The 18,505-nt window shown below is 57.6% G+C and carries 16 protein-coding genes and 3 pseudogenes; 10 read left to right on the top strand and 9 right to left on the bottom strand.

What is annotated here, in order from left to right:
• Nucleotides 1-51: 51 nt before the first annotated feature.
• The 3 genes and pseudogenes from I9H09_RS05620 to I9H09_RS05630 all read left to right on the top strand — a co-directional run.
• A pseudogene (locus tag I9H09_RS05620) lies at nt 52-255 on the top strand (ester cyclase); the annotation flags it as partial.
• 106 nt (nt 256-361) lie between these two features.
• Nucleotides 362-988, top strand: a complete 627-nt coding sequence (locus tag I9H09_RS05625; protein WP_024691735.1) for a glutathione S-transferase family protein — start codon at nt 362-364, stop codon at nt 986-988.
• Between the two features lie 146 nt (nt 989-1,134).
• A complete protein-coding gene (locus I9H09_RS05630) occupies nt 1,135-1,581 on the top strand; it encodes a GNAT family N-acetyltransferase (protein ID WP_122311932.1) in 447 nt (148 codons plus the stop codon).
• Between the two features lie 66 nt (nt 1,582-1,647).
• Here the strand turns inward: I9H09_RS05630 and I9H09_RS05635 are convergent, their stop codons facing one another.
• A complete protein-coding gene (locus I9H09_RS05635) occupies nt 1,648-1,809 on the bottom strand; it encodes a DUF2986 domain-containing protein (RefSeq protein ID WP_005891522.1) in 162 nt (53 codons plus the stop codon).
• 106 nt (nt 1,810-1,915) lie between these two features.
• The gene (locus tag I9H09_RS05640; RefSeq protein ID WP_122311933.1) at nt 1,916-2,443 is read right to left on the bottom strand and encodes a P-loop nucleotide/nucleoside kinase family protein; all 528 of its coding nucleotides are present in this window, start codon (nt 2,441-2,443) and stop codon (nt 1,916-1,918) included.
• A 168-nt stretch (nt 2,444-2,611) separates the two neighbouring features.
• Between I9H09_RS05640 and I9H09_RS05645 the strand changes: the two genes are divergently transcribed.
• Both I9H09_RS05645 and I9H09_RS05650 read left to right on the top strand, forming a co-directional pair.
• Nucleotides 2,612-3,091 carry a CesT family type III secretion system chaperone gene (locus I9H09_RS05645; protein ID WP_122311945.1) on the top strand — a complete coding sequence of 160 codons (480 nt, stop codon included), beginning with the start codon at nt 2,612-2,614 and terminating at the stop codon, nt 3,089-3,091.
• A 10-nt stretch (nt 3,092-3,101) separates the two neighbouring features.
• Complete coding sequence (locus I9H09_RS05650; protein WP_122347540.1) at nt 3,102-4,154, top strand: YopT-type cysteine protease domain-containing protein; 1,053 nt, start codon at nt 3,102-3,104, stop codon at nt 4,152-4,154.
• Between the two features lie 79 nt (nt 4,155-4,233).
• Here the strand turns inward: I9H09_RS05650 and I9H09_RS05655 are convergent, their stop codons facing one another.
• From I9H09_RS05655 to I9H09_RS05675, 5 genes are all read right to left on the bottom strand, one after another.
• The gene (locus tag I9H09_RS05655; protein WP_122311934.1) at nt 4,234-5,193 is read right to left on the bottom strand and encodes an alpha/beta hydrolase; all 960 of its coding nucleotides are present in this window, start codon (nt 5,191-5,193) and stop codon (nt 4,234-4,236) included.
• Between the two features lie 47 nt (nt 5,194-5,240).
• Nucleotides 5,241-6,260 (bottom strand): transketolase family protein, encoded by a 1,020-nt coding sequence (locus I9H09_RS05660; protein ID WP_005891529.1) that lies wholly within the window; start codon nt 6,258-6,260, stop codon nt 5,241-5,243.
• The gene (locus I9H09_RS05665; protein ID WP_055002260.1) at nt 6,257-7,105 is read right to left on the bottom strand and encodes a transketolase; all 849 of its coding nucleotides are present in this window, start codon (nt 7,103-7,105) and stop codon (nt 6,257-6,259) included. Before I9H09_RS05665 ends, I9H09_RS05660 begins: the two co-directional genes overlap by 4 nt.
• Nucleotides 7,106-7,123: 18 nt before the next feature.
• Entirely contained in the window at nt 7,124-8,425 is a 1,302-nt protein-coding gene (locus I9H09_RS05670) for an MFS transporter (protein WP_054990354.1), read from the bottom strand.
• A 100-nt stretch (nt 8,426-8,525) separates the two neighbouring features.
• Nucleotides 8,526-9,275 carry an SDR family NAD(P)-dependent oxidoreductase gene (locus tag I9H09_RS05675; protein ID WP_122347027.1) on the bottom strand — a complete coding sequence of 250 codons (750 nt, stop codon included), beginning with the start codon at nt 9,273-9,275 and terminating at the stop codon, nt 8,526-8,528.
• Between the two features lie 186 nt (nt 9,276-9,461).
• Here I9H09_RS05675 and I9H09_RS05680 point away from each other — a divergent pair, with 186 nt between their 5' ends.
• Nucleotides 9,462-10,379, top strand: a complete 918-nt coding sequence (locus I9H09_RS05680) for a LysR substrate-binding domain-containing protein (RefSeq protein WP_024671272.1) — start codon at nt 9,462-9,464, stop codon at nt 10,377-10,379.
• 122 nt (nt 10,380-10,501) lie between these two features.
• Here I9H09_RS05680 and I9H09_RS05685 read toward each other — a convergent pair.
• Nucleotides 10,502-11,457 (bottom strand): annotated as a pseudogene (locus I9H09_RS05685) (bestrophin family protein).
• Between the two features lie 511 nt (nt 11,458-11,968).
• Here I9H09_RS05685 and I9H09_RS05690 point away from each other — a divergent pair.
• Together I9H09_RS05690 and I9H09_RS05695 are read left to right on the top strand one after the other, a co-directional pair.
• Nucleotides 11,969-13,131, top strand: a protein-coding gene (locus I9H09_RS05690) for an IS3 family transposase (protein WP_122346372.1) whose coding sequence is annotated in 2 segments (ribosomal slippage) — nt 11,969-12,224 and nt 12,224-13,131 — 1,164 coding nt in all. Because the reading frame shifts where the segments join, the coding sequence is not laid out codon by codon here.
• Nucleotides 13,132-13,167: 36 nt separating this feature from the next.
• On the top strand, nt 13,168-14,508 hold the full coding sequence (locus I9H09_RS05695) for a type III effector (RefSeq protein ID WP_122346643.1): 1,341 nt from the start codon (nt 13,168-13,170) through the stop codon (nt 14,506-14,508).
• 93 nt (nt 14,509-14,601) lie between these two features.
• On the opposite strand, the gene I9H09_RS05700 is transcribed toward I9H09_RS05695, so the two are convergent.
• Nucleotides 14,602-15,465 (bottom strand): hypothetical protein, encoded by an 864-nt coding sequence (locus I9H09_RS05700; protein ID WP_053480684.1) that lies wholly within the window; start codon nt 15,463-15,465, stop codon nt 14,602-14,604.
• 295 nt (nt 15,466-15,760) lie between these two features.
• Here I9H09_RS05700 and I9H09_RS05705 point away from each other — a divergent pair, with 295 nt between their 5' ends.
• Together I9H09_RS05705 and I9H09_RS05710 are read left to right on the top strand one after the other, a co-directional pair.
• Nucleotides 15,761-16,261 (top strand): CesT family type III secretion system chaperone, encoded by a 501-nt coding sequence (locus I9H09_RS05705; RefSeq protein ID WP_005891539.1) that lies wholly within the window; start codon nt 15,761-15,763, stop codon nt 16,259-16,261.
• Between the two features lie 32 nt (nt 16,262-16,293).
• Nucleotides 16,294-18,495: pseudogene (locus I9H09_RS05710) on the top strand (restriction endonuclease).
• Nucleotides 18,496-18,505 lie beyond the last annotated feature (10 nt).

The raw sequence follows: 18,505 nt of genomic DNA on the forward strand, positions 1-18,505 counted from the left end.
AAAACGGTCGGGTATGCAATTACTGCGGGTTTCATTGCCCGAAAACCCCATGCCCGGCTGGTATTCAACTGCCCACCCAAAGGCCGGTTCATGGGGCTTGATGCCGAGGGCCGGCACATCAGCTTTTCAGAGAATGTTTTTTACACGTTTTGCGACGGCAAAATTATCGATGTCTGGTCGGTCATCGACAAGGCTGCCGTGGAACGCGAGCTACGTTGCGAGCCATTGGCTGCGCCGAGCGACCGAGGTATCTGAAGCCTCGGGTTCGGCAGCATTCATCGAATGTCATTCATTTCAGGGCACTCCCTGGCTGTGAGGCAGTCTTTTCTAGACACATCACTCTCACCCGGCGGAGCCCTGCATGATTATTGTCCATCACCTTAACAACTCACGCTCGCAACGTATTCTCTGGCTTCTTGAAGAGCTGGGCCTGCCTTACGAGATCAAACGCTATCAGCGCGACCCGAAAACCAACCTCGCGCCACCGGAACTCAAGGCTATCCATCCGCTGGGCAAATCTCCTGTGATCGAAGACGGCCCGCACGTGGTAATCGAGTCGGGCGCGATTGTCGATTACCTGATTCGTCGTCATGGCGATGGCCGCCTGCAACCGGACCCGGCCAGCGCTACTTATGATGAATACGTGCAATGGCTGCACTTTGCCGAAGGTTCGGCCATCCTGCCGTTGATGCTCAACCTCTACGTTGGACGCCTGGGTGATGCTGGCGCGCCGCTGCACCCACGAATCGAGTCCGAGCTGGCCAACTACTTGGGCTACCTGAACAATTCGTTGGGGCTGACCCCTTACTTGTTGGGCGACGAGCTGAGCGGCGCGGATATTCAGATGAGCTTCATCGGCGAATTTGCCAACGCCCAAGGCATGCTGCAGCCGTACCCGAATGTCTCCGCCTGGGTGCAAAGACTTCAGGCCAGACCTGCGTATCGCAAGGCGCTGGAGCAGGGCGGTGAATACGCGTTTGCCAAGTAATTAGCCAGCCGCCACTAAAATGCTGGTGCTGCAGGCTTACAGAAGGTCAGGTACGGAAAGTTTGTTTTTGCTCCCGCTGCCTGGCCTTGAGGTCTTTGACGTCGTGGCTCGCGAGTTGTGTAATTCACTTCCATAAAGGTTATCGGGTGAACAAGGTTGAGATCCGGAAAATCAGCTGTTTGCCTCAACAGGTTCTGATATTGAAAGAAGAGGCTGATGCGGAAGGGTTCAGGTTTCTTGCCCGGCTGGTGGAGGAATGGGAGTCCGGGACAAATCGGTTTGATGGGAAAGGAGAATGCCTCATGGCCGCATTTCTGGACGGCTGTCTGGTGGGCATTGGAGGTCTTTCACGCGATCCTTTTATCGAGGGGGAAGTTGGCAGGTTGCGCAGGCTTTATGTATCAAGCGCCTCAAGAGGCCAGAACATTGGAACAACGCTGGTGAACCATCTTGTCGAGCATGCGGCCGAGTGCTTCTCTGTCGTACGCCTGTTCACTGATACTTCAAGTGCGGCCGGATTCTACCTACGCTGCGGTTTTCAACCCGTGAACGACAGGCATGCGAGCCACGTCAGGGCTCTTGAAGATGCTTGAAGTCTGCCTTGCCTGATCTTCGCTCGCCTGTCGTTCCCACAGATCCTTACACCACGGCGTCATTAATCAGTGCTCGTTTGCTATAACGGGATCTTGATCCGACTCCGCTGCCATCTTCAACCGGTCAGCCTTGCTTACGTACTTTGTCTTGCTCGCTGGCGCCAGTTTGGCACTGGCCTTCTTGGCGTGAGCTTTCAACAGCTGTTGTATCTTTTTACGGCGATTCATATTGATCTACTCGGCGTGCAGGTCGCGCAATGGTATCAGCTTGAATATCGCTGCCGCGCCAATGCGTTGAACGGGTTTGCATGACATTAGGCTCCGCGTCGTTCATTCATTGAACGTGCACCCTGACATCCAGCCCTTCTGCTGCATCCGGAGCACGAAAGTAGCTGGTGATAAGCCTGAACTCCGCGTCAGTGGCTGAAAAGTCATGCTCGGCTTTCTCATTGCGGGCGTGCAGCCGGGCGAGGCAGACATCATCGTCGACTTCCAGATAATGCAGACAGTGCGGCACCTGCGCATCGTCCGCCAGACTGCGAAGCCACTTGCGATCTGCGACAGTGTTGGCAGGGAAGTCCAGAACCACCGCAACACCTGATCTCAGAATGCTGACGACCAGCGGACCGAGAACATCGCGAATCCTGCATGCAAGCCTTATATAGTCCGCCACTGACTTGATGTCGTCAGGGTAAAGCCCTGAAAGCCAGCTGTCCTCGCTCAGCAGAATGGCTGAATGCTCTACGGAAAGTGCCTTTGCGAGTGTCGATTTACCTGATGCAATCTTCCCGCACAGAAGATGGAGTTTCGGTCTGTTCGAGTAAAGCGATTGCTTCTGTCCATTCGAAAGCTTTCTTGTCATGCCGACCCCGTCATGTTGGTTTCACTTAGTATCTGCTTGCGATCAATATTGATAGTTGACCTGTTGAGTCTAGTCGACGACTCGGCCATCACAGTTTAGAAAAGCTCGTGGAACCCTTTTACGCTGTTGACCACAGATGAGATGTCGTTGATCGAGCGAGGAATTGTCATGCGACCAGTCGAAGCGAGAAATCGGCTTCACCAGTGGTTACGCAGTCGGGGGCTCGACGTGCAGGAAGGCGAGCGCCATAACGTCAGAACTGCCGACGGTAGCGAGTGCCTGCTCTGGCTGCCGGAACATGACATCACGCTTTATATCTATGTACAGATTGACGGCCTGGAGATGCCGCAGGATAACGTTATCCTGATATTGGCTATGGCCCTCAACCTGGAGCCTGCCCGAACAGGCGGCGCCGCGCTTGGCTACAACCCAGAGTCCAGGCAGCTTTTACTGCGCAGCGTGCATTCGATGGCGGTGTTGGACGAAGCAGGGCTGGATCACCTGATGGCCCGTATGAGCACTTTGGCTGCCTCCCTGCAGGACTACCTGAAAAACTATCGACATCTGGAGCAAGCCGCAAGACCGGGCGCGAAAGAGCCTCGTGTCATGCCCACTGTCCTTACTTCACGTGCGTTCATAGCCAGATAAAGGGCTGATCATGCAGATCCATCAATCAACTGCCTCATCAGGCGTCACCGCCGCGGCGCAACAGGATAAACCTTCGTCCTCAGCCAAGCTTGAACCCGGGACGGAGAAGGCGTTTGCCTGCTTCCATCCCGAAACAGCAGGTGCTTTGGTTTCATTGGAGAGCCATGAGGATGTGTTCTTCGACGCACGCTCTTCATTATCCTCCATTGATGCTGCTGACCTGCCCGACCCGAATAGTGCGCAGTACCAGCTTCACTCGTTGCGTACTCTGTTGCCGGATCTGATGAACTCTATCGCAGCGCTTCGCGACAGCTCTGCGCGATACATCAAGACCATGGCCAAGCAGATGGTCGATAACGGCGCAGGCGCTACTGCGAATATCGAAGCCAAAAAGACGCTTGCCCAAGAGCACGATTGCCGTCTTGCCTACCCTTTTCACCAACGCATATTTCTGTTCGATAAAACCATCGATGACAGAGAGTTTCACGCAGATTACGCTCGTGCAGGCGGTCATGGAGATGCCTGCCTGGGGCTCTCTATGAACTGGTGTCAGAGTCGCGCAAAGGGCCAGTCAGATGAGATCTTTTTTCACAAGCTTGCAGACTACCGGGGTGATGCGCTACTGCCTCGTGTGCTGGGGTTCCAGCATATCGAGCAGCGGGCTTTCAAAGACAAGACAGATAATGCGGAGCGCATGCTTCGGGAAACACTTCCGAAGTTGGGAATGACGCTGGAGAGAAGCCCAGGCAGTGCTCCGCCGGCGCACCGTGCCGTCATGCTGAACGATCTTGCCCCCTACTTGAACGCTGTATTGCAGCCTGGCAAAAACCAGACGTTACTGTTATTGAGTGAACACCACGCGATGGCGCTGCACCAAGACACTCAAGGCAGTTTGCACTTTTTTGATCCGCTTTTTGGCGTGGTTCAAGCTGACAGCATAGAACGCCTCAGCCGTTTCCTTTCTGACGTGTTCAACCGCGATGCAGGCTCGTACTGGAGCAAAGCAGATCGGCGCTTGCAAATCAGCCAGGTCGGGGCTGGGCCGGACTTTCAATTGCGATAAGCCAAGTGCGCTTTCCAGGAGAAGATCATCGCTGCCAAAGCCATTACGCCCCCAAGCTGAGGGCTGGCTGATAAACCACTCAAGCCGGGTTTGCGGCAATCATCCTGCCGAGCGCGCGGGTAATGTCTTGCGTTGCCTGCCTGGTCTGCTCCCCTGGCAGTTGATCGAACATGTGCGGCACGCCCTGATAGACGTGCAGCTCTACGGGCACTCCCGAGCGCGACAAGGTCAGCCCGAAAGCCAGGTCCTCTTCCAGAAACAGATCGAGTGCGCCGACGCAGATAAATGTGGCAGGCAAGCCGCTTAAATCGTCGGCCAGCGCTGGCGAAAACAGTGTCGCGCGATCGTCATTCAGTGCGTAACTGCCCCGCAGGCATTCCCAGCAAAAATGGTTGGCCTGGCGCGACCAACTTAACGTGCCGGTAGTCGGGTTGGGCGATGACGAGTCGGGCGAGCCTGTTCTGTGATCCAGCATCGGGTAGATCAGGACCAGTCCGCCTATTTCATGGGTAGCTGTGTTTCTTGCAAGAATCGCCAGTGCGGCGGCAAGCCCGCCGCCTGCGCTGTGGCCCATGATCACCACGTTACGGGTGTCGATATTCAATTTCGGGCCGTTACAGAATGTCCATTCTAGCGCTGCGTGGCAGTCTTCGAGCGGGATCGGGAATGGATGCTCGGGTGCAAGCCGGTAATCGACTGCAACGACTATGGCCTGGAGCTCTATTGCCAGCTCTGCCAGGTAATCGTCGGCCATCTCCGGGCTGCCCAGGACAAAGCCGCCACCGTGGATATACAGGATGGCCGGGAGTTTGCTGTTATTGCTGTTGCCGGGCGGCAGGCCGGGCCTGTAGATACACAGCCTGATACCTTCGCCTGGCTCGCCGGCGGTCCAGTATTGTTCACTGCGAGACGCCGTTATCGTCGTCCATGCGGAGCCCACCCTGGTCCTGATGCCAGGCAGGGTTTCGGATGTCCAGTTGCTCGAAGGCTCATCCATGAACGAGTGATAGGCCGGGTCCAGCAATTCATGTGCGTCCAACGGTTACCTCCGATGCGCAGGGAAAGTATCCCTGCGCATGTCAGTGCTTAAAGCCAGGCTTTGATTTGCGTGCAGACTGCTGGTGTCGAAATGCCGTAACGATCATGCAGTGTAGGCAGCGCGCCAGCATCCAGAAAGGCGTCCGGCAGGGCGATTTGTCTGAAGGTCGGCGTCACGCCATTGCGCAGCAGTACCGTCGCCACAGCCTCGCCCAGCCCTCCGATAATCGAATGGTTTTCCGCGGTCACCACCAGTCGTCCCGGTTTTCCGGCTTCGGCCAGAATGGTCTGCTCGTCCAGCGGCTTGATGGTCGGCACGTGCAGCACTGCAACATCGACACCGTCAGCCTGAAGCGCCTTGGCTGCTTCCAGCGCACGCATGGTCATCAGACCGGTGGAAATGATCAGCACGTCGTTACCGGTACGCAAGGTCTTGGCTTTGCCGATCTCGAACGTGTAACCGTACTCGTCCAGCACCAGCGGTACGTTACCGCGCAGCAAGCGCATGTACACCGGGCCCTGATGGGCAGCGATGGCCGGCACGGCCTGCTCGATTTCCAGTGCATCGCACGGGTCGACAATCATCAGGTTGGGCATGGCCCGGAAGATCGCCAGGTCGTCGGTTGCCTGATGGCTGGGGCCGTAACCGGTGGTCAGGCCTGGCAGCCCGCAGACGATCTTGACGTTCAGGTTGTCTTCGGCAATTGCCATGCAGATGAAGTCGTAGGCGCGCCTGGACGCGAACACCGCGTAGGTGGTGGCGAATGGCACAAAGCCTTCCCGCGCCATGCCCGCAGCCGCGCTCATCAACAGTTGCTCGGCCATGCCCATCTGATAGAAACGTTCCGGGTGAGCTTTGGCGAAGATGTGCAGGTCGGTGTATTTGGACAGGTCAGCTGACAGCCCGACGATATCCTTGCGTTGGTCTGCCAGTGCCGCCAGCGCATGCCCGAACGGCGCCGGGCGAGTGGCCTGGCCTTCTGAGGCGATAGACGCAATCATCGCCGAGGTGGTCAGTTTTTTCTTCGCGACGACGACCGGTGTCGCCTTTTGATCAGTGGAACTCATACGGTTTTCCCCTCGTCGAGGTTGCTCAGCGCAATGTCCCATTCATGCTCGTCCACACGAATGAAGTGGGTCTTTTCGCGGGTTTCCAGAAACGCCACGCCTTTGCCCATTTTCGTGTCGCAGATGATTACCCTTGGCTGCGCGCCCTGATGCTGTCGAGCCGCGTCGAAGGCTGCTACCAACGCGTTAAGATCGTTGCCGTCGACCCGCTGGGTGAACCAGCCGAACGCCTGCCAGCGGTCGACGATGGGTTCGAACGCAAGCACCTCACTGGCGTGGCCATCTGCCTGCTGGTTGTTCACATCAATGATCGCGATCAGGTTGTCCAGCTTCCAGTGCGAGGCCGACATGGCCGCCTCCCAAGTGGAGCCTTCGTTCAGTTCGCCGTCCGACAGCAGGTTGTAGACGAAGGAACGGGAGTTCTTGCGCTTCAGGCCCAGACAGGCACCTACGGCAATACCCAGCCCATGGCCCAGCGAGCCGCCGGTGATTTCCATTCCCGGTGTGTAAGTCGCCATGCCTGACATGGGCAGACGGCTGTCATCCGAGCCATAGGTTTCCAGCTCGTCAAGCGGGATGATCCCGGCTTCGATCAGTGCTGCATACAGTGCAATCGCGTAGTGGCCGATCGACAGGTAAAAACGGTCTCGCAGCTCCCATTCAGGGTCATCAGGCTTGTAGCTCATGGCGTGAAAGTAGGACACGGCAAGCAGGTCGGCGGCGCCGAGTGCCTGTCCGACATAACCCTGGCCCTGGACCTGGCCCATGCGCAATGCATGTCGGCGGATATTGTGAGCCCGCTGCGCCAGCGAGCTGGAGGGGGTAGATAAAACGTGGGTTGTCATGTTGGTTACTCCGTTGACTCAACGATTGACCGAGGCGGCAGGAATACGCAGCACCAGGTACGCGCCGATGAACAGCACGCCGGTGATCAGGTACATGCCGATGGCGCTTGAGCCGGTCGTGGTGGTGATCCAGCCGATCAGGTAGGGCGAGCAGAAGCCCGCCAGATTGGCGAAGCTGTTGATCCCGGCGATGCCGGCGGCGGCAGACACGCCGCCAAGCAGGGTGGTGGGCAGCATCCAGAACATCGAGGACGCAGACAGGATGCCTGCTGCCGCGAGGCACAGGCTAAGCACCGAAAGCAGCAGATTGCCGCCGAACAGCGCCGCCAGGCTCAGCCCCAACGCACCCGCAATCATCGGGCCGACCAGGTGCCAGCGCCGCTCGCGGTGCTTGTCGCCGCTGCGGCCCATCAACAGCATCACGATGATCGCGCACAGATAGGGAAGACTGGTCATCAGGCCGATATGCAATGGGTCGGAAACGCCTGCATTACGGATCAGCGTCGGTAGCCAGAAGGTGATCGCGTACTGGCCCATCACCACGCAGAAGTAGATGCACGCCAACAGCCACAAACGGCGGTCGCGAATGAATGCTCCGACTGAAGCGTGTACCACCTTCTGGCTGTTGTCCTCTTCCAGCTCCTTGTTTAGCAGCTGCTTTTCTTCATCCGAGAGCCAGGTTGCCTGGTGCACGCCATCCTTGAGGTAACTCAGCACCAGCAAGCCGACAACGACCGTAGGAATCGCTTCCAGAACAAACATCCACTGCCAGCCCGCCCAGCCATGGAAACCTGCAAAGCTGGTCATGATGTAGCCCGAAAGGGGGCCGCCGATCATGCCGGACAGCGGAATGGCGATGAACCACAGCACGGTCATGCGCGCGCGACGATAGGAGGGGAACCAGTACGTCAGGTAGAGCAGCAGTCCGGGTGCCAGGCCAGCTTCCGCAACCCCGAGCAGAAAGCGCAGGGCGTAGAATTGCCAGGCAGTTTCGACAAAGGCGAAGAGTGCGGAAATGATGCCCCAGGAGATCATGATGCGGGCGATCCAGCGTCTGGCACCGACGCGGTGAAGGATCAGGTTGCTGGGCACCTCGCAAAGGAAATAACCGATGAAGAACATTCCGGCGCCAAGCCCGTAGACGGTTTCGCTGAAGGCCAGGTCGTTCATCATCTGCAGTTTGGCGAAGCCGACATTGACGCGATCCAGGTACGCGCACAGATAGCACAGCATCAGGAACGGCATCAGTCGCCAGGCGGTCTTGCGGTAGGCATTTGCGCGCGTGGTCGAAGCCGCGTCGAGCGTCATGGTGGTTATCATGATGGTCTGATCTCTTGTTTTTATAGATCGCCAGGCAACCGCCCGGCGTATCGGGGATCCAGAACAAACACGGGCTGTCTGCCAGCCCGTCTACTCGCGGTCAGTGAATCAGCATGCCGCCATTCACATCCAGCGTGATACCGGTGAGGTAGGACGACAGGTCGCTGGCCAGAAACAGCGCGGCGTTGGCCACGTCCTGCGCTGCACCCAGACGGCCCAGCGGAATGCCGTCGATGATTGCGTGGCGTCGCTCATCCTGCATCAACCCGCCTGTGATGTCGGTATGGATAAGGCCGGGGGCGATGGAATTGACGCGCACCTGATCCGGCCCGAACTCCCGGGCCATTGCCTTGCTCAGGCCCAGTACGCCGGCCTTCGCTGCGCTGTAATGCGGACCACCGAAAATACCTCCGCCGCGCTGTGCGGAAACCGACGACATACACACGATGCTGCCCGAGGACTGAGCGCGCATGGCCGGTATCACGGCCTGCGACATTAGCAAGGTGCCGCGCAGGCTGACATCGAGCACTTTGTCGTAATCGGCAGGGCGGATGTCCAGGGTCTTGACGGGCTGGGTGATGCCCGCGTTATTGACCAGCACATCGATGCGGCCGTAGTGCTCGATGACCTTGGCGACGGCTGCCTGAACCTGTTGCTCGTCAGCGACGTTGGCCGCCAGTCCAAGATGCCCCTCACCCAGCGCGGCGGCAGCATCACGTGCGGCAGATTCATCGAGATCGATAATCACCACTCGGGCGCCGTGCTGAGCGAATGTGACTGCGGTGGCACGGCCAATACCGCGCTCGGATGCTGCGCCAGTGATGACTGCGATTTTGCCTTGAAGAAGCATGAGGGTTACCTCTGATTATTTTTATGGGGTCGATTCTGGTGATCGATGATTCAGAGTGTTCCCGGTGTGGGCTGTGAGCAATGCCGCAAAAATCACTGGATGCTGAAAAAAATTCACCTCTCGTCAAGCGGTCAGGCGAGTGGTTGAATGCATGAAATTCAAATAAACCGTTACAGCGGAGCGCCAATGCGGCCTGATGACGATGCACCTCTGAGCCTGCCACCGCTGAAAGCGCTTCAGGCCTTCGAGCAGACAGCCCGCTTCGGCAACCTGGCCAGAGCCGCCGAAGTGCTGGACCTGACCCCTTCAGCGATCAGTCATCAACTGGCCAGACTCGAAGCATTGATTGGCCGGCAACTGTTCGTCCGGGCTGCGCGTGGGGTCACGCTGACACCGGTTGGTGAGCAGTATCTGAAAGATGTCTCCGGAGTGCTGCACAGCCTGGCTGTCGCCACCGAGCGTGCAGCCAGCGACGTCAGTCTCGATTGCCTGCGTTTGCATTCTGCGCCCAGTTTCGGACTGCTCTGGCTGATGCCCAGGCTGGAGGCATTTCGGGTGAGCCACCCGGATATCCAGATCAACCTGTCGTGCTCGTATGAGTCGCTGCATTTCAGCCGGGATAAGATCGACGTCGATATTCGCCATGGCAGGCCAAACTGGCCCAGTTATGAAGTTCGCACTCTGCGCGACGAGCAGTTCGCCGTACTGGCGTCACCGACCCTGCTGGCGCGCCGCACGGTGGACAGCGCAGCTGATTTGCTCGACCGCGAGTTGATTCTTTCCGAAGCCACTTTATTGAAGTGGCCCGAATGGTTTGCCCGACATGGGCTGGCTCGCCCGGAGAAGCCCTACGCGCTGAGTTTTGACCGATCGTACATGACACTTGAAGCGGCCAGTCACGGGTTGGGGTTTGCGCTGGAAAGTACTTTGCTGGCGCAAAAGTACCTGGCCACTGGCGAACTGGTCGAAGTGGCCCCGCAGGAACTGACTGCTCCGGTAGCCGCACATCATCTGGTGTTTCCCAAAGCCCATTCCAGCTTTCCCAGAGTCAGGCGATTTCTTGAGTGGATGGAAAGTGAACTGGGTCAGGGGTTTGTTTTTTAAGCTGCCGTTCTGATTGATCCGTAAGGTTCAGGGGGGCACCCCCGAACCGTCTACATCCGTCAGCACCGTAGATCAGAAACAACCGGAGTCTTTCGGCTTTCTGCGCATGTCAGCGAGCATCATCAAACGGCAAATCGATGAGTTGGCCACGCGCTACCGTCCCGACCTTGCGGGTCAATCACCATTCTCTGTTTTTCGGGTGTCTCGAACATCGAGTGCAGGTTTTTTTCGATCGTGTTGCACAGGTCTTCCATGCGTATCCGGTGCTGACTGTTGCCGAACGGAGCCTGCAAGTCGGTACCGATACGGTCCATCGCCAGCAGCATGCAGCCGACTACCGTGGAGATCGCCGGCGTGAACCAGCCCAGAGTCGTTACCATGCTCAGCGGCATGATGATGCAGAACAAGGTGCTGAACAGCTTCGGGAAATAGACGTAAGGATAGGGCAGCGGCGTATTGGCGATGCGTTCCATCCCGCCCTGGCAGTTGGACAGCTCGACCATGGTCGACTCCAGCCTGGCCAGGCGGATGCTGTCTATGCGTCCGGCAGCGAACTCTTGCGAGATGATCGCTGCGGAGCCATTGAGAATGTCATTGGGAAAGTTATTGCTCTGCGCGGCCTTGTGAATTTCCTCCCGAGACAACAGACCATCGAGTTTCGCCGTGCCGACATTGCCTTTCAGGTGCGCGCGCAGTGCGCGCGCAGTGCGCGCAAGTAAGCTACGTGACGCTTGAACAGGGTGGCCTTGATCGGGTTGTCGCGGTCTTCACGTTCAGCGTCGATCAATGTCAGCACCTGACGGCCAAAGCTGCGCGAACTGTTGACCATCGAGCCCCACAAGGTGCGCGCTTCCCACCAGCGATTGTAGGCACTGGAATTGCGAAAGCTGATCAGCACGATGAGCGCCGAGCAGAGCAGGGTGAGTGGCATCAGCGGAAAATCGATACCGGCGCCTTCTACCAGCATGACGTCTACGGTCACGGCCACGTCCCAGAGCAAAAGCCAGAACAGCGACCAGCCAACGTAAGTTACCGTTCTTGTGATGCACAGCCATTTTTTTTCGTAAGGACCAGGCATTGCGGCACTCCTTTGCTGGTTGGAAGAGGTTGTGTGCGATCAATGAACACGCCACGCCGCAAACTTACGCACTCAGCCTTAAAATTCGCTTAATTCTTCATTGTTTTTAAAATGAATTCGAACAGGCCACGCGAGACCGCTTTTGGGGGCATACCACGCTGGTGTGGAACTGCAACGAATGTGAAACCACGCAGTCTCGTCGGTCCTTTTCACTGACGGGCACCGGACGTTCGCAATCTCTTTCTCCGTTGGACCGACGCTTAATTGCCTTGCCTGTACGCATGCAAGTCGTCCGGCTAAGCCCATCCCAGCGCGACGTCATAAAGCCTGCGCATACAGAGAGGGAATTTCCATGCCTATCAATCGATCCGACAGCCCCCGCCCCAGCATTGAAATAGAGAACTTTCAGAGCGCAAGAGAATCTTTCGCCTCCAGTTCGGTACGGTTGTAGTGGTCTAATGATTCCGGACACTCATTTAGGCGAGAATATCGCCAGATATAGAGGTGTCTGATGACCAAGCAACGCCGTACCTTCTCCGCTGAATTCAAACGTGAGGCCGCAGGCCTCGTGCTCGATCAAGGTTATAGCCATGTCGAAGCTTCTCGCTCGCTTGGAGTGGTCGAGTCTGCGCTGCGTCGCTGGGTTAGCCAGCTCCAGCAGGAGCGCAATGGCGTGACGCCTCAGAGCAAAGCCCTGACGCCCGAGCAGCAGAAAATTCAGGAGCTGGAAGCGCGCATCGCTCGTCTTGAGCGGGAGAAATCCATTTTAAAAAAGGCTACCGCGCTCTTGATGTCGGAAGAACACGAGCGCTTGCGCTGATCGATCAGCTAGGTGCCCATGAGCCGATCGAATTGCTGTGCGAGATGTTCGAGACACCTCGCTCGTGCTACTACGACCATTGCCAGCGGCGTCGGGCTCCAGACACCGAGCGGGTTCGTTTACTCAGTCGAGTCAATGAGCTGTTCGGGCAAAGTCGAAGCGCTGCTGGCAGCCGCAGTATCGTTTCGGTATTGCAGGAAGATGGCGAGCAAATTGGCCGGTTCAAGGTACGTGGCCTGATGCGGGAACTGGGATTAATCAGCAAGCAACCTGGCTCTCATGCTTATAAAAAAGCAACAGTGGAGAGGCCTGACATTCCGAACATTTTGAATCGGCAGTTCGATGTACCCGCGCCCAATCAGGTTTGGTGTGGCGACATCACCTACATCTGGGCGCAAGGAAAATGGCATTACCTGGCGGTGGTTATGGATCTTTATGCGCGTCGGGTGGTGGGCTGGGCGTTTTCAAACAAACCGGACACGGACTTGGTCATCAAGGCGCTGGACATGGCTTATGAGCAACGCGGCAAGCCTCAGGGCCTGCTGTTTCACTCAGATCAGGGCTCCCAATATGGGAGCCGACAGTTTCGCCAGCGGCTTTGGCGATACCGCATGCGCCAGAGCATGAGTCGCCGAGGTAATTGCTACGACAACTCGCCGATGGAGCGTGTATTCCGCAGCTTGAAAACCGAGTGGATACCCGCCGTGGGCTACATGACGGCCCAAGAGGCACAGCGGGATATCAGTCATTATCTGATGCATCGCTACAACTGGGTTCGGCCACACCAGTTCAATAATGGACTGGCACCCGCTCAGTACGAGAAAAAACTTAACGTCGTGTCCGGGATCAGTTGACCACTACAGTCGCTCAGTTCGGCCGAGCATGCCAATCTGCAGGGCATTACCGATTACCTGAAAGATCACGTGTTCGCTGCACACAAGCTGCCGTTAAACGATCCATCCGCTGATCAGGACGCCGTTCATGCTCACAACGAGCAGATCGATAACATTGTCGATTCGCGCGCCAGACGTTTGTTTGATGCGGGGGAAACCCCTGCAAGCATCGCCGAAACCTTCGCCAAGGCGGAAAAATTCGACAGGATGGCAGCCACTGCGTCGGCAGCGTTGCGGGCCGCACCCTTTGCCGCTGCGTCGGTGCTGCAATACATTCGGCCTGCGGTCAGCGAGGGCAATTGGTTGCCGGCTCCGCTCAAGCCTTTGGCACCGCTGCTTCCCGGCGCATTGTCGGGGGTCATGGATCAGGTCGGCACCACGGTCATGAACCGAGCAACCAGCGACCTGCATTACTTGAGTACATCGCCAGACAAGCTGCATGATGCAATGGCCGCGTCGGTGAAGCGCCATGCGCCCAGTGTCATGCGGCAGGCTTTGGATATGAGCTTAGGCGTTCAGACCTATACGGCCAGGAATGCTGTGCGTACCGTACTTGCTCCGGCGCTGGCATCTAACCCCGCCGTGCAGGGCGCTGTCGATATCAGTGTGTCGGCGGCAGGCGGGCTTGCTGCCAACGCAGCTTTTGGTAATCACATGGTCGGTGTGCAAGCGCGTGATCATCAGCGCGGCGGGGCATTTGTACTGGGCATCAAGGACAAGGAACCCAAGGCCGACTTGAATGAAGAAACCGACTGGCTCGATGCCTACAACGCGATCAAGTCCGCCAGCTACTCCGGCGCAGCGCTCAACGCAGGCAAGCGGGTGGCCGGTTTGCCGCTGGACGTCGCCACCGATGGCTTGAAAGCGGTGAGAAGTCTGGTATCGGCCACCAGCCTGGCGCAAAACGGTCTCGCACTGGCGGGTGGCTTTGCCGGGGTGGGCAAGTTGCAGGAAATGGCGACGAAAAATATCACTCACCCGGCTGCCAAGGCAGCAGTCAGCCAGGCAACCAACCTGGCAGGCTCTGTCGGGGTGTTTGCAGGCTGGACCACGGCAGCGGTGGTAACTGATCCCGCTGTCAAAAAAGCTGAATCGTTCATACAGGACAAGGTGAAATCCGCTGCGTCCAGTGCGACAGGCTATGTGGCTGAGCAGACAGTGCAGACAGCACAGTTGGCCAAGGCAAGCATAGACGCCGGCGGCGAGATGATTGCCGCTACGGCGACTTCCTTGCGCGACTCGTTACGTCGTCGAAACGTTCGTGAGCCTGATATCGAAGAAGGCGGTATCGCGGCAGGATCACCGAGCGCAATGCCTTTCCAGCCAGGCCGATCATAAGCATTTTGAAACATTGCAGTTAACGGAAAGGGGCGTATTCGAAAGAATACGCCCCTTTCATTTACCGGTGCTTTTACCGGAAAGGCTTCCCTGTCAGGCAGCTACCTTGGCTTTGTCAGATTCAGGCTTGGCGTCGGCTGCGGCGACGTTAGCTGTATTCTGCTTGTCGGCAGGGTCTCCCTTGGCCGCCGATTTGTCGACAGGCTCGGTCTCACCGTGCCCAGTGGCTGCGGCACCTGCACCAGCCTTGGAAGCGTCTTTTACCGAATCGACTTTGCCAGATGGATCTGTAGCGCTTGCCAATTCCGCAGCCGAGCCAGCGTGGCCTGGTTTAGCCGCTAGTTCTGTGAGCAGAGATTCAAGGGGATTGCTACCCTTGGCTGCATCGCCGGTGTTGTTCGAAGGGCCGTCAGCGCTTGCAAGGGATTGCGGAGCGCCTCCAGCGGCTGGTGCGCCGCCACCGCCCGCAGCAGCAGGTGCACCACCGCCGCTGTCGCCACCGCCTGCCGCAGCAGGTGCGCCGCCACCGCTGCCGCCGCCCGCTGCAGCAGGAGTACCGCCACCGCCGCCTGATGCTGGCGGAGTACCGAGTCCGCCATTGTTGCTGGGCGCCTGGTTGCCACCGCCACCACCATTGTTCTGCTCTTGGCCGGCGTCCTGTTTTTTATCCTTGCCCGAGAGCATATCCGACAGCGCCTGCAACAGCTCGGTAAGCAGCTTCATTATCTTCGACTGGCTGTCGCCTGCCTTGCCGCCGTCCTGCGAATTTTGAACAGAGTTGTCGGGCTGTCCGAAGTTGACGTCTTTCTGTTTGTCACTGGCAAACAGCAACGAGCTTGGGTCTACGGCTTTCTGAGTATTTTGCTCGCTAAGCGCCTTGTTTTGTGACCCCTCGCTATTCAGCGCCGAGAAGTCCAGCGTGTTTGACGCTTGCATTGAGTTGATGCCGATGGTCATGGTGCTTTACCTCTATGGGATGGACAGATGAACCGGCGTTGTAGTCCGGATTTACCGGCGTTGTTCGCCGTGCCGCTGTCAGTTCTATAGATCGACGAGGACTTCGCCTTGGTGTTGCCTGAGGTGAGTGGCAACGCGAGATGATGGGTTCCACCGGTATCGCATGACAATTTCTGCGCTGCGGCGTTTTTTGTCAGGGTGCCGAACGCAAGGAACCAAAATGCTATTGGCTTCGACACAGTGCTAACACACCCATCGAATAGGGCGTGGCTTCATTCCAACCGGAGGCCGTGAGATGACCAACAATGATCAGTACCACACGCTTATCAACGAGATCTGTGCGCTCAGCCTGATCTCTAATCCCGAGCGCTTTTACGAATCTGCCAATTTCAAAATCAGCGACGTGGATTTCACCCTTCAATATCAGGACCGCGACGAGGGGAGTGCTGTGTTGATCTACGGTGACATGGGCGGATTGCCTTCACGCAATCGTGACACCGTGCTATTGGCCTTGATGGACATCAATTTTCACATGTTCTCCGGTGCCCACAGCCCGGTATTTTCCTTTAATGCTCAGACCGGCAGGGTGTTGCTGATGGGGTCGGTAGGGATCGAGCGTGCCTCTGCCGAAGGCGTTCTGCTGCTGATGAGATCTTTTGCCGAACTGGCCAAAGAGTGGCGTGAGCATGGCTTCATGGCCCAGGGCCAGACCGACGCGGCGAGCGCACCAGCAGCGCTGCCGGTGTCTTCAGCAACAAAGCGTGAAAGTGCTTCTGCTCTCGGGAGGTTCCAATGACTATTACACGAGTTGGCTCAGGCAATATCCAGATGGTTCAGGGGAGCCCGCAACATGCCGCAAGCCCTGTTGCTGCACCTCACCCTAATGCGGTCACCCCAGGCACTAACCCGCCGCTGACTCCCCGCCAGTCAATTGCAGAAGTGGGAGAGAGCTCGGCGGCTGGCGCAGCAAGGCTCAAAGTCGATCCGGAGCACGAAAAAATATTGAAGGAATTCATGGCCGAGCCGGCGACTTCAACCGAAAGTGGCGAGCCCCTGATCAGCCCGCGTGCGGCTTTATTGATCGGCAGTGCGCTATCTCGGCCGGGATCGGAAAAGGTGCCCTTCGAAGAGATGGCTCAAAGACTGTCACCTGAGCGCTATCAACTTAAAAAGTTTCACGGCTCGGACCTGCAGCAGCTGTTAGGCAAGTTTGCCCAGCCGGGTCAGGCGCCCGACAAGGCCGAAGTCGGGCAACTGATCAAAGGCTTTGCGCAGTCAGTCGCCGATCAGTTGGAGCACTTCCAGCTCATGCATGACGCACGGGCAAATTTATCCGGGCCTGACGGTTCGCGCCTGCCTGTCAGTCTGCGCGACCAGAATGCTCTGGCTATCAGTCAGGAAGCGCTGGGTAAATACGCGGGCCGTGCCAGCAAATCCATCGAAGAGGGGCTGAGCAAAAGTATTGCGTCGATCGATAGTCACATTGAGGATCTGAACACGGCGCTGGAAAATGCTGATGACGGTGGCCGACTCACTCGTGAGAATGACAAACAGGCGCTGGTCGACGCCAAGGCTACGCTGGTCGAACTGCGCGACGGGTTCCCCAAGTCACCGGAAGGCAAGCGTCTTCAGTCTGTGGCCGCTCATGCGCAGCTGGACACTCTGGTGCAGACGCTAAATTCTGATCGCAATTCGGTGGGTGGCTGGAAGGGGGCCGGGCCGATTGTGGCTGCCGCGATCCCGCAATTCATTGCGTCAATGACCCATCTGGGTGTCGTCCGCTCGGCCATGAACGATCTAATGAAAGATGCCGTACCCGGCAAGAGCAGCGACGCCAGCATGCTGAAGGCCACAGTCGTGGGGCTGGTAGCAGGCGTTGCTCATGAAGGTGTCACCAATCTGGTAAAACCCTTGATTCAGGCCGGGTGGCAGACGTCTGGCCTCAATGAGCGCTTGAACATGGTTCCACTCAAGGGCATCGACACCAACTCGGTCATTCCGGACCCTTTTGAACTCAAGAATGACAACGGCAAGCTGGTCAAGAAAACTGCCCAGGAAATGAGCGATGACAAAACGTTGGTCGAAGACGAGCGGGCTATCCTGAATCAGAAAAAAGTTCAGGTCACGTCCACCCACCCGCTGGGTGAAATGATTCCTTACAGCTCTTTCGGTGGCGGTCAGGCTGTTCGCCAGATGCTTCACGATCTCAATCAGATCAATGGCCAGACCTTGGCTGCCAGAGGCCTCACATCCGGGATGGCAGGTGGTATTTCGGCCACTACGCAAACGATCGCACAGTTGAACTCCACCTACGTCGATCCGCAGGGACGCAAGATTCCAGTCTTCACGCCAGACAGAAAAAATGCCGACCTGGCCAAGGATCTGGCTAAAGGCCTGGACCCGCGTGATCCCGCGGTTCGCACTGCGTTTTACAGCAAGGCTCTGTCGGGCATCCAGAGCTCTGCGTTGACCAGTTCATTGCCGCCAGTGGCAACCATGCCCAAAGGCGAGCAGGGCAGGCTGAGTGCAGGAACCATTCTGCGTAACATGGCTTTGGCTGCGACTGGTTCGGTGTCCTACCTGTCTACCCTGTATGCAAACCAGTCGGTGACGGCGGAAGCCAAGGCGCTGAAGTAGGCAGGCATGGGCGGTGCAACGCCGATGCTGGCTCGTACTGAAACAGCCTTGAACAATATCCGTCACCCGGACAGGGCATCGCTGCCACATACGTTCCAGCCGAGCACGTTGAGCGGCATTCCAAGAGCCTTGGAAAACGCCTATCACATGGGCAGAGGTACGTTGCAATTGCCGACCCAGATGGCTGTGGACACGGTTCGGGTCGTCGAGGAAGGTGTACTGAACGGAGTGTCGTCAGCCCGCGCTGCGCTTACCCCGGCAAAACCCCCGTCCGCCGATGAGCCCCAAGTCGTCGCGCAGACAACGCCACCGGGCAGCCCGCAGGCACCTGACGTTTCGCTCGACGATGCGCAGTTACGCGCGATGGAAGAAGGCCTGCCCACCTCACGTTAAACCCGAAGCC

It is taken from the genome of Pseudomonas tremae (assembly GCF_023278125.1).
In the GTDB taxonomy this organism is placed as follows: Bacteria; Pseudomonadota; Gammaproteobacteria; order Pseudomonadales; family Pseudomonadaceae; genus Aquipseudomonas; species Aquipseudomonas tremae.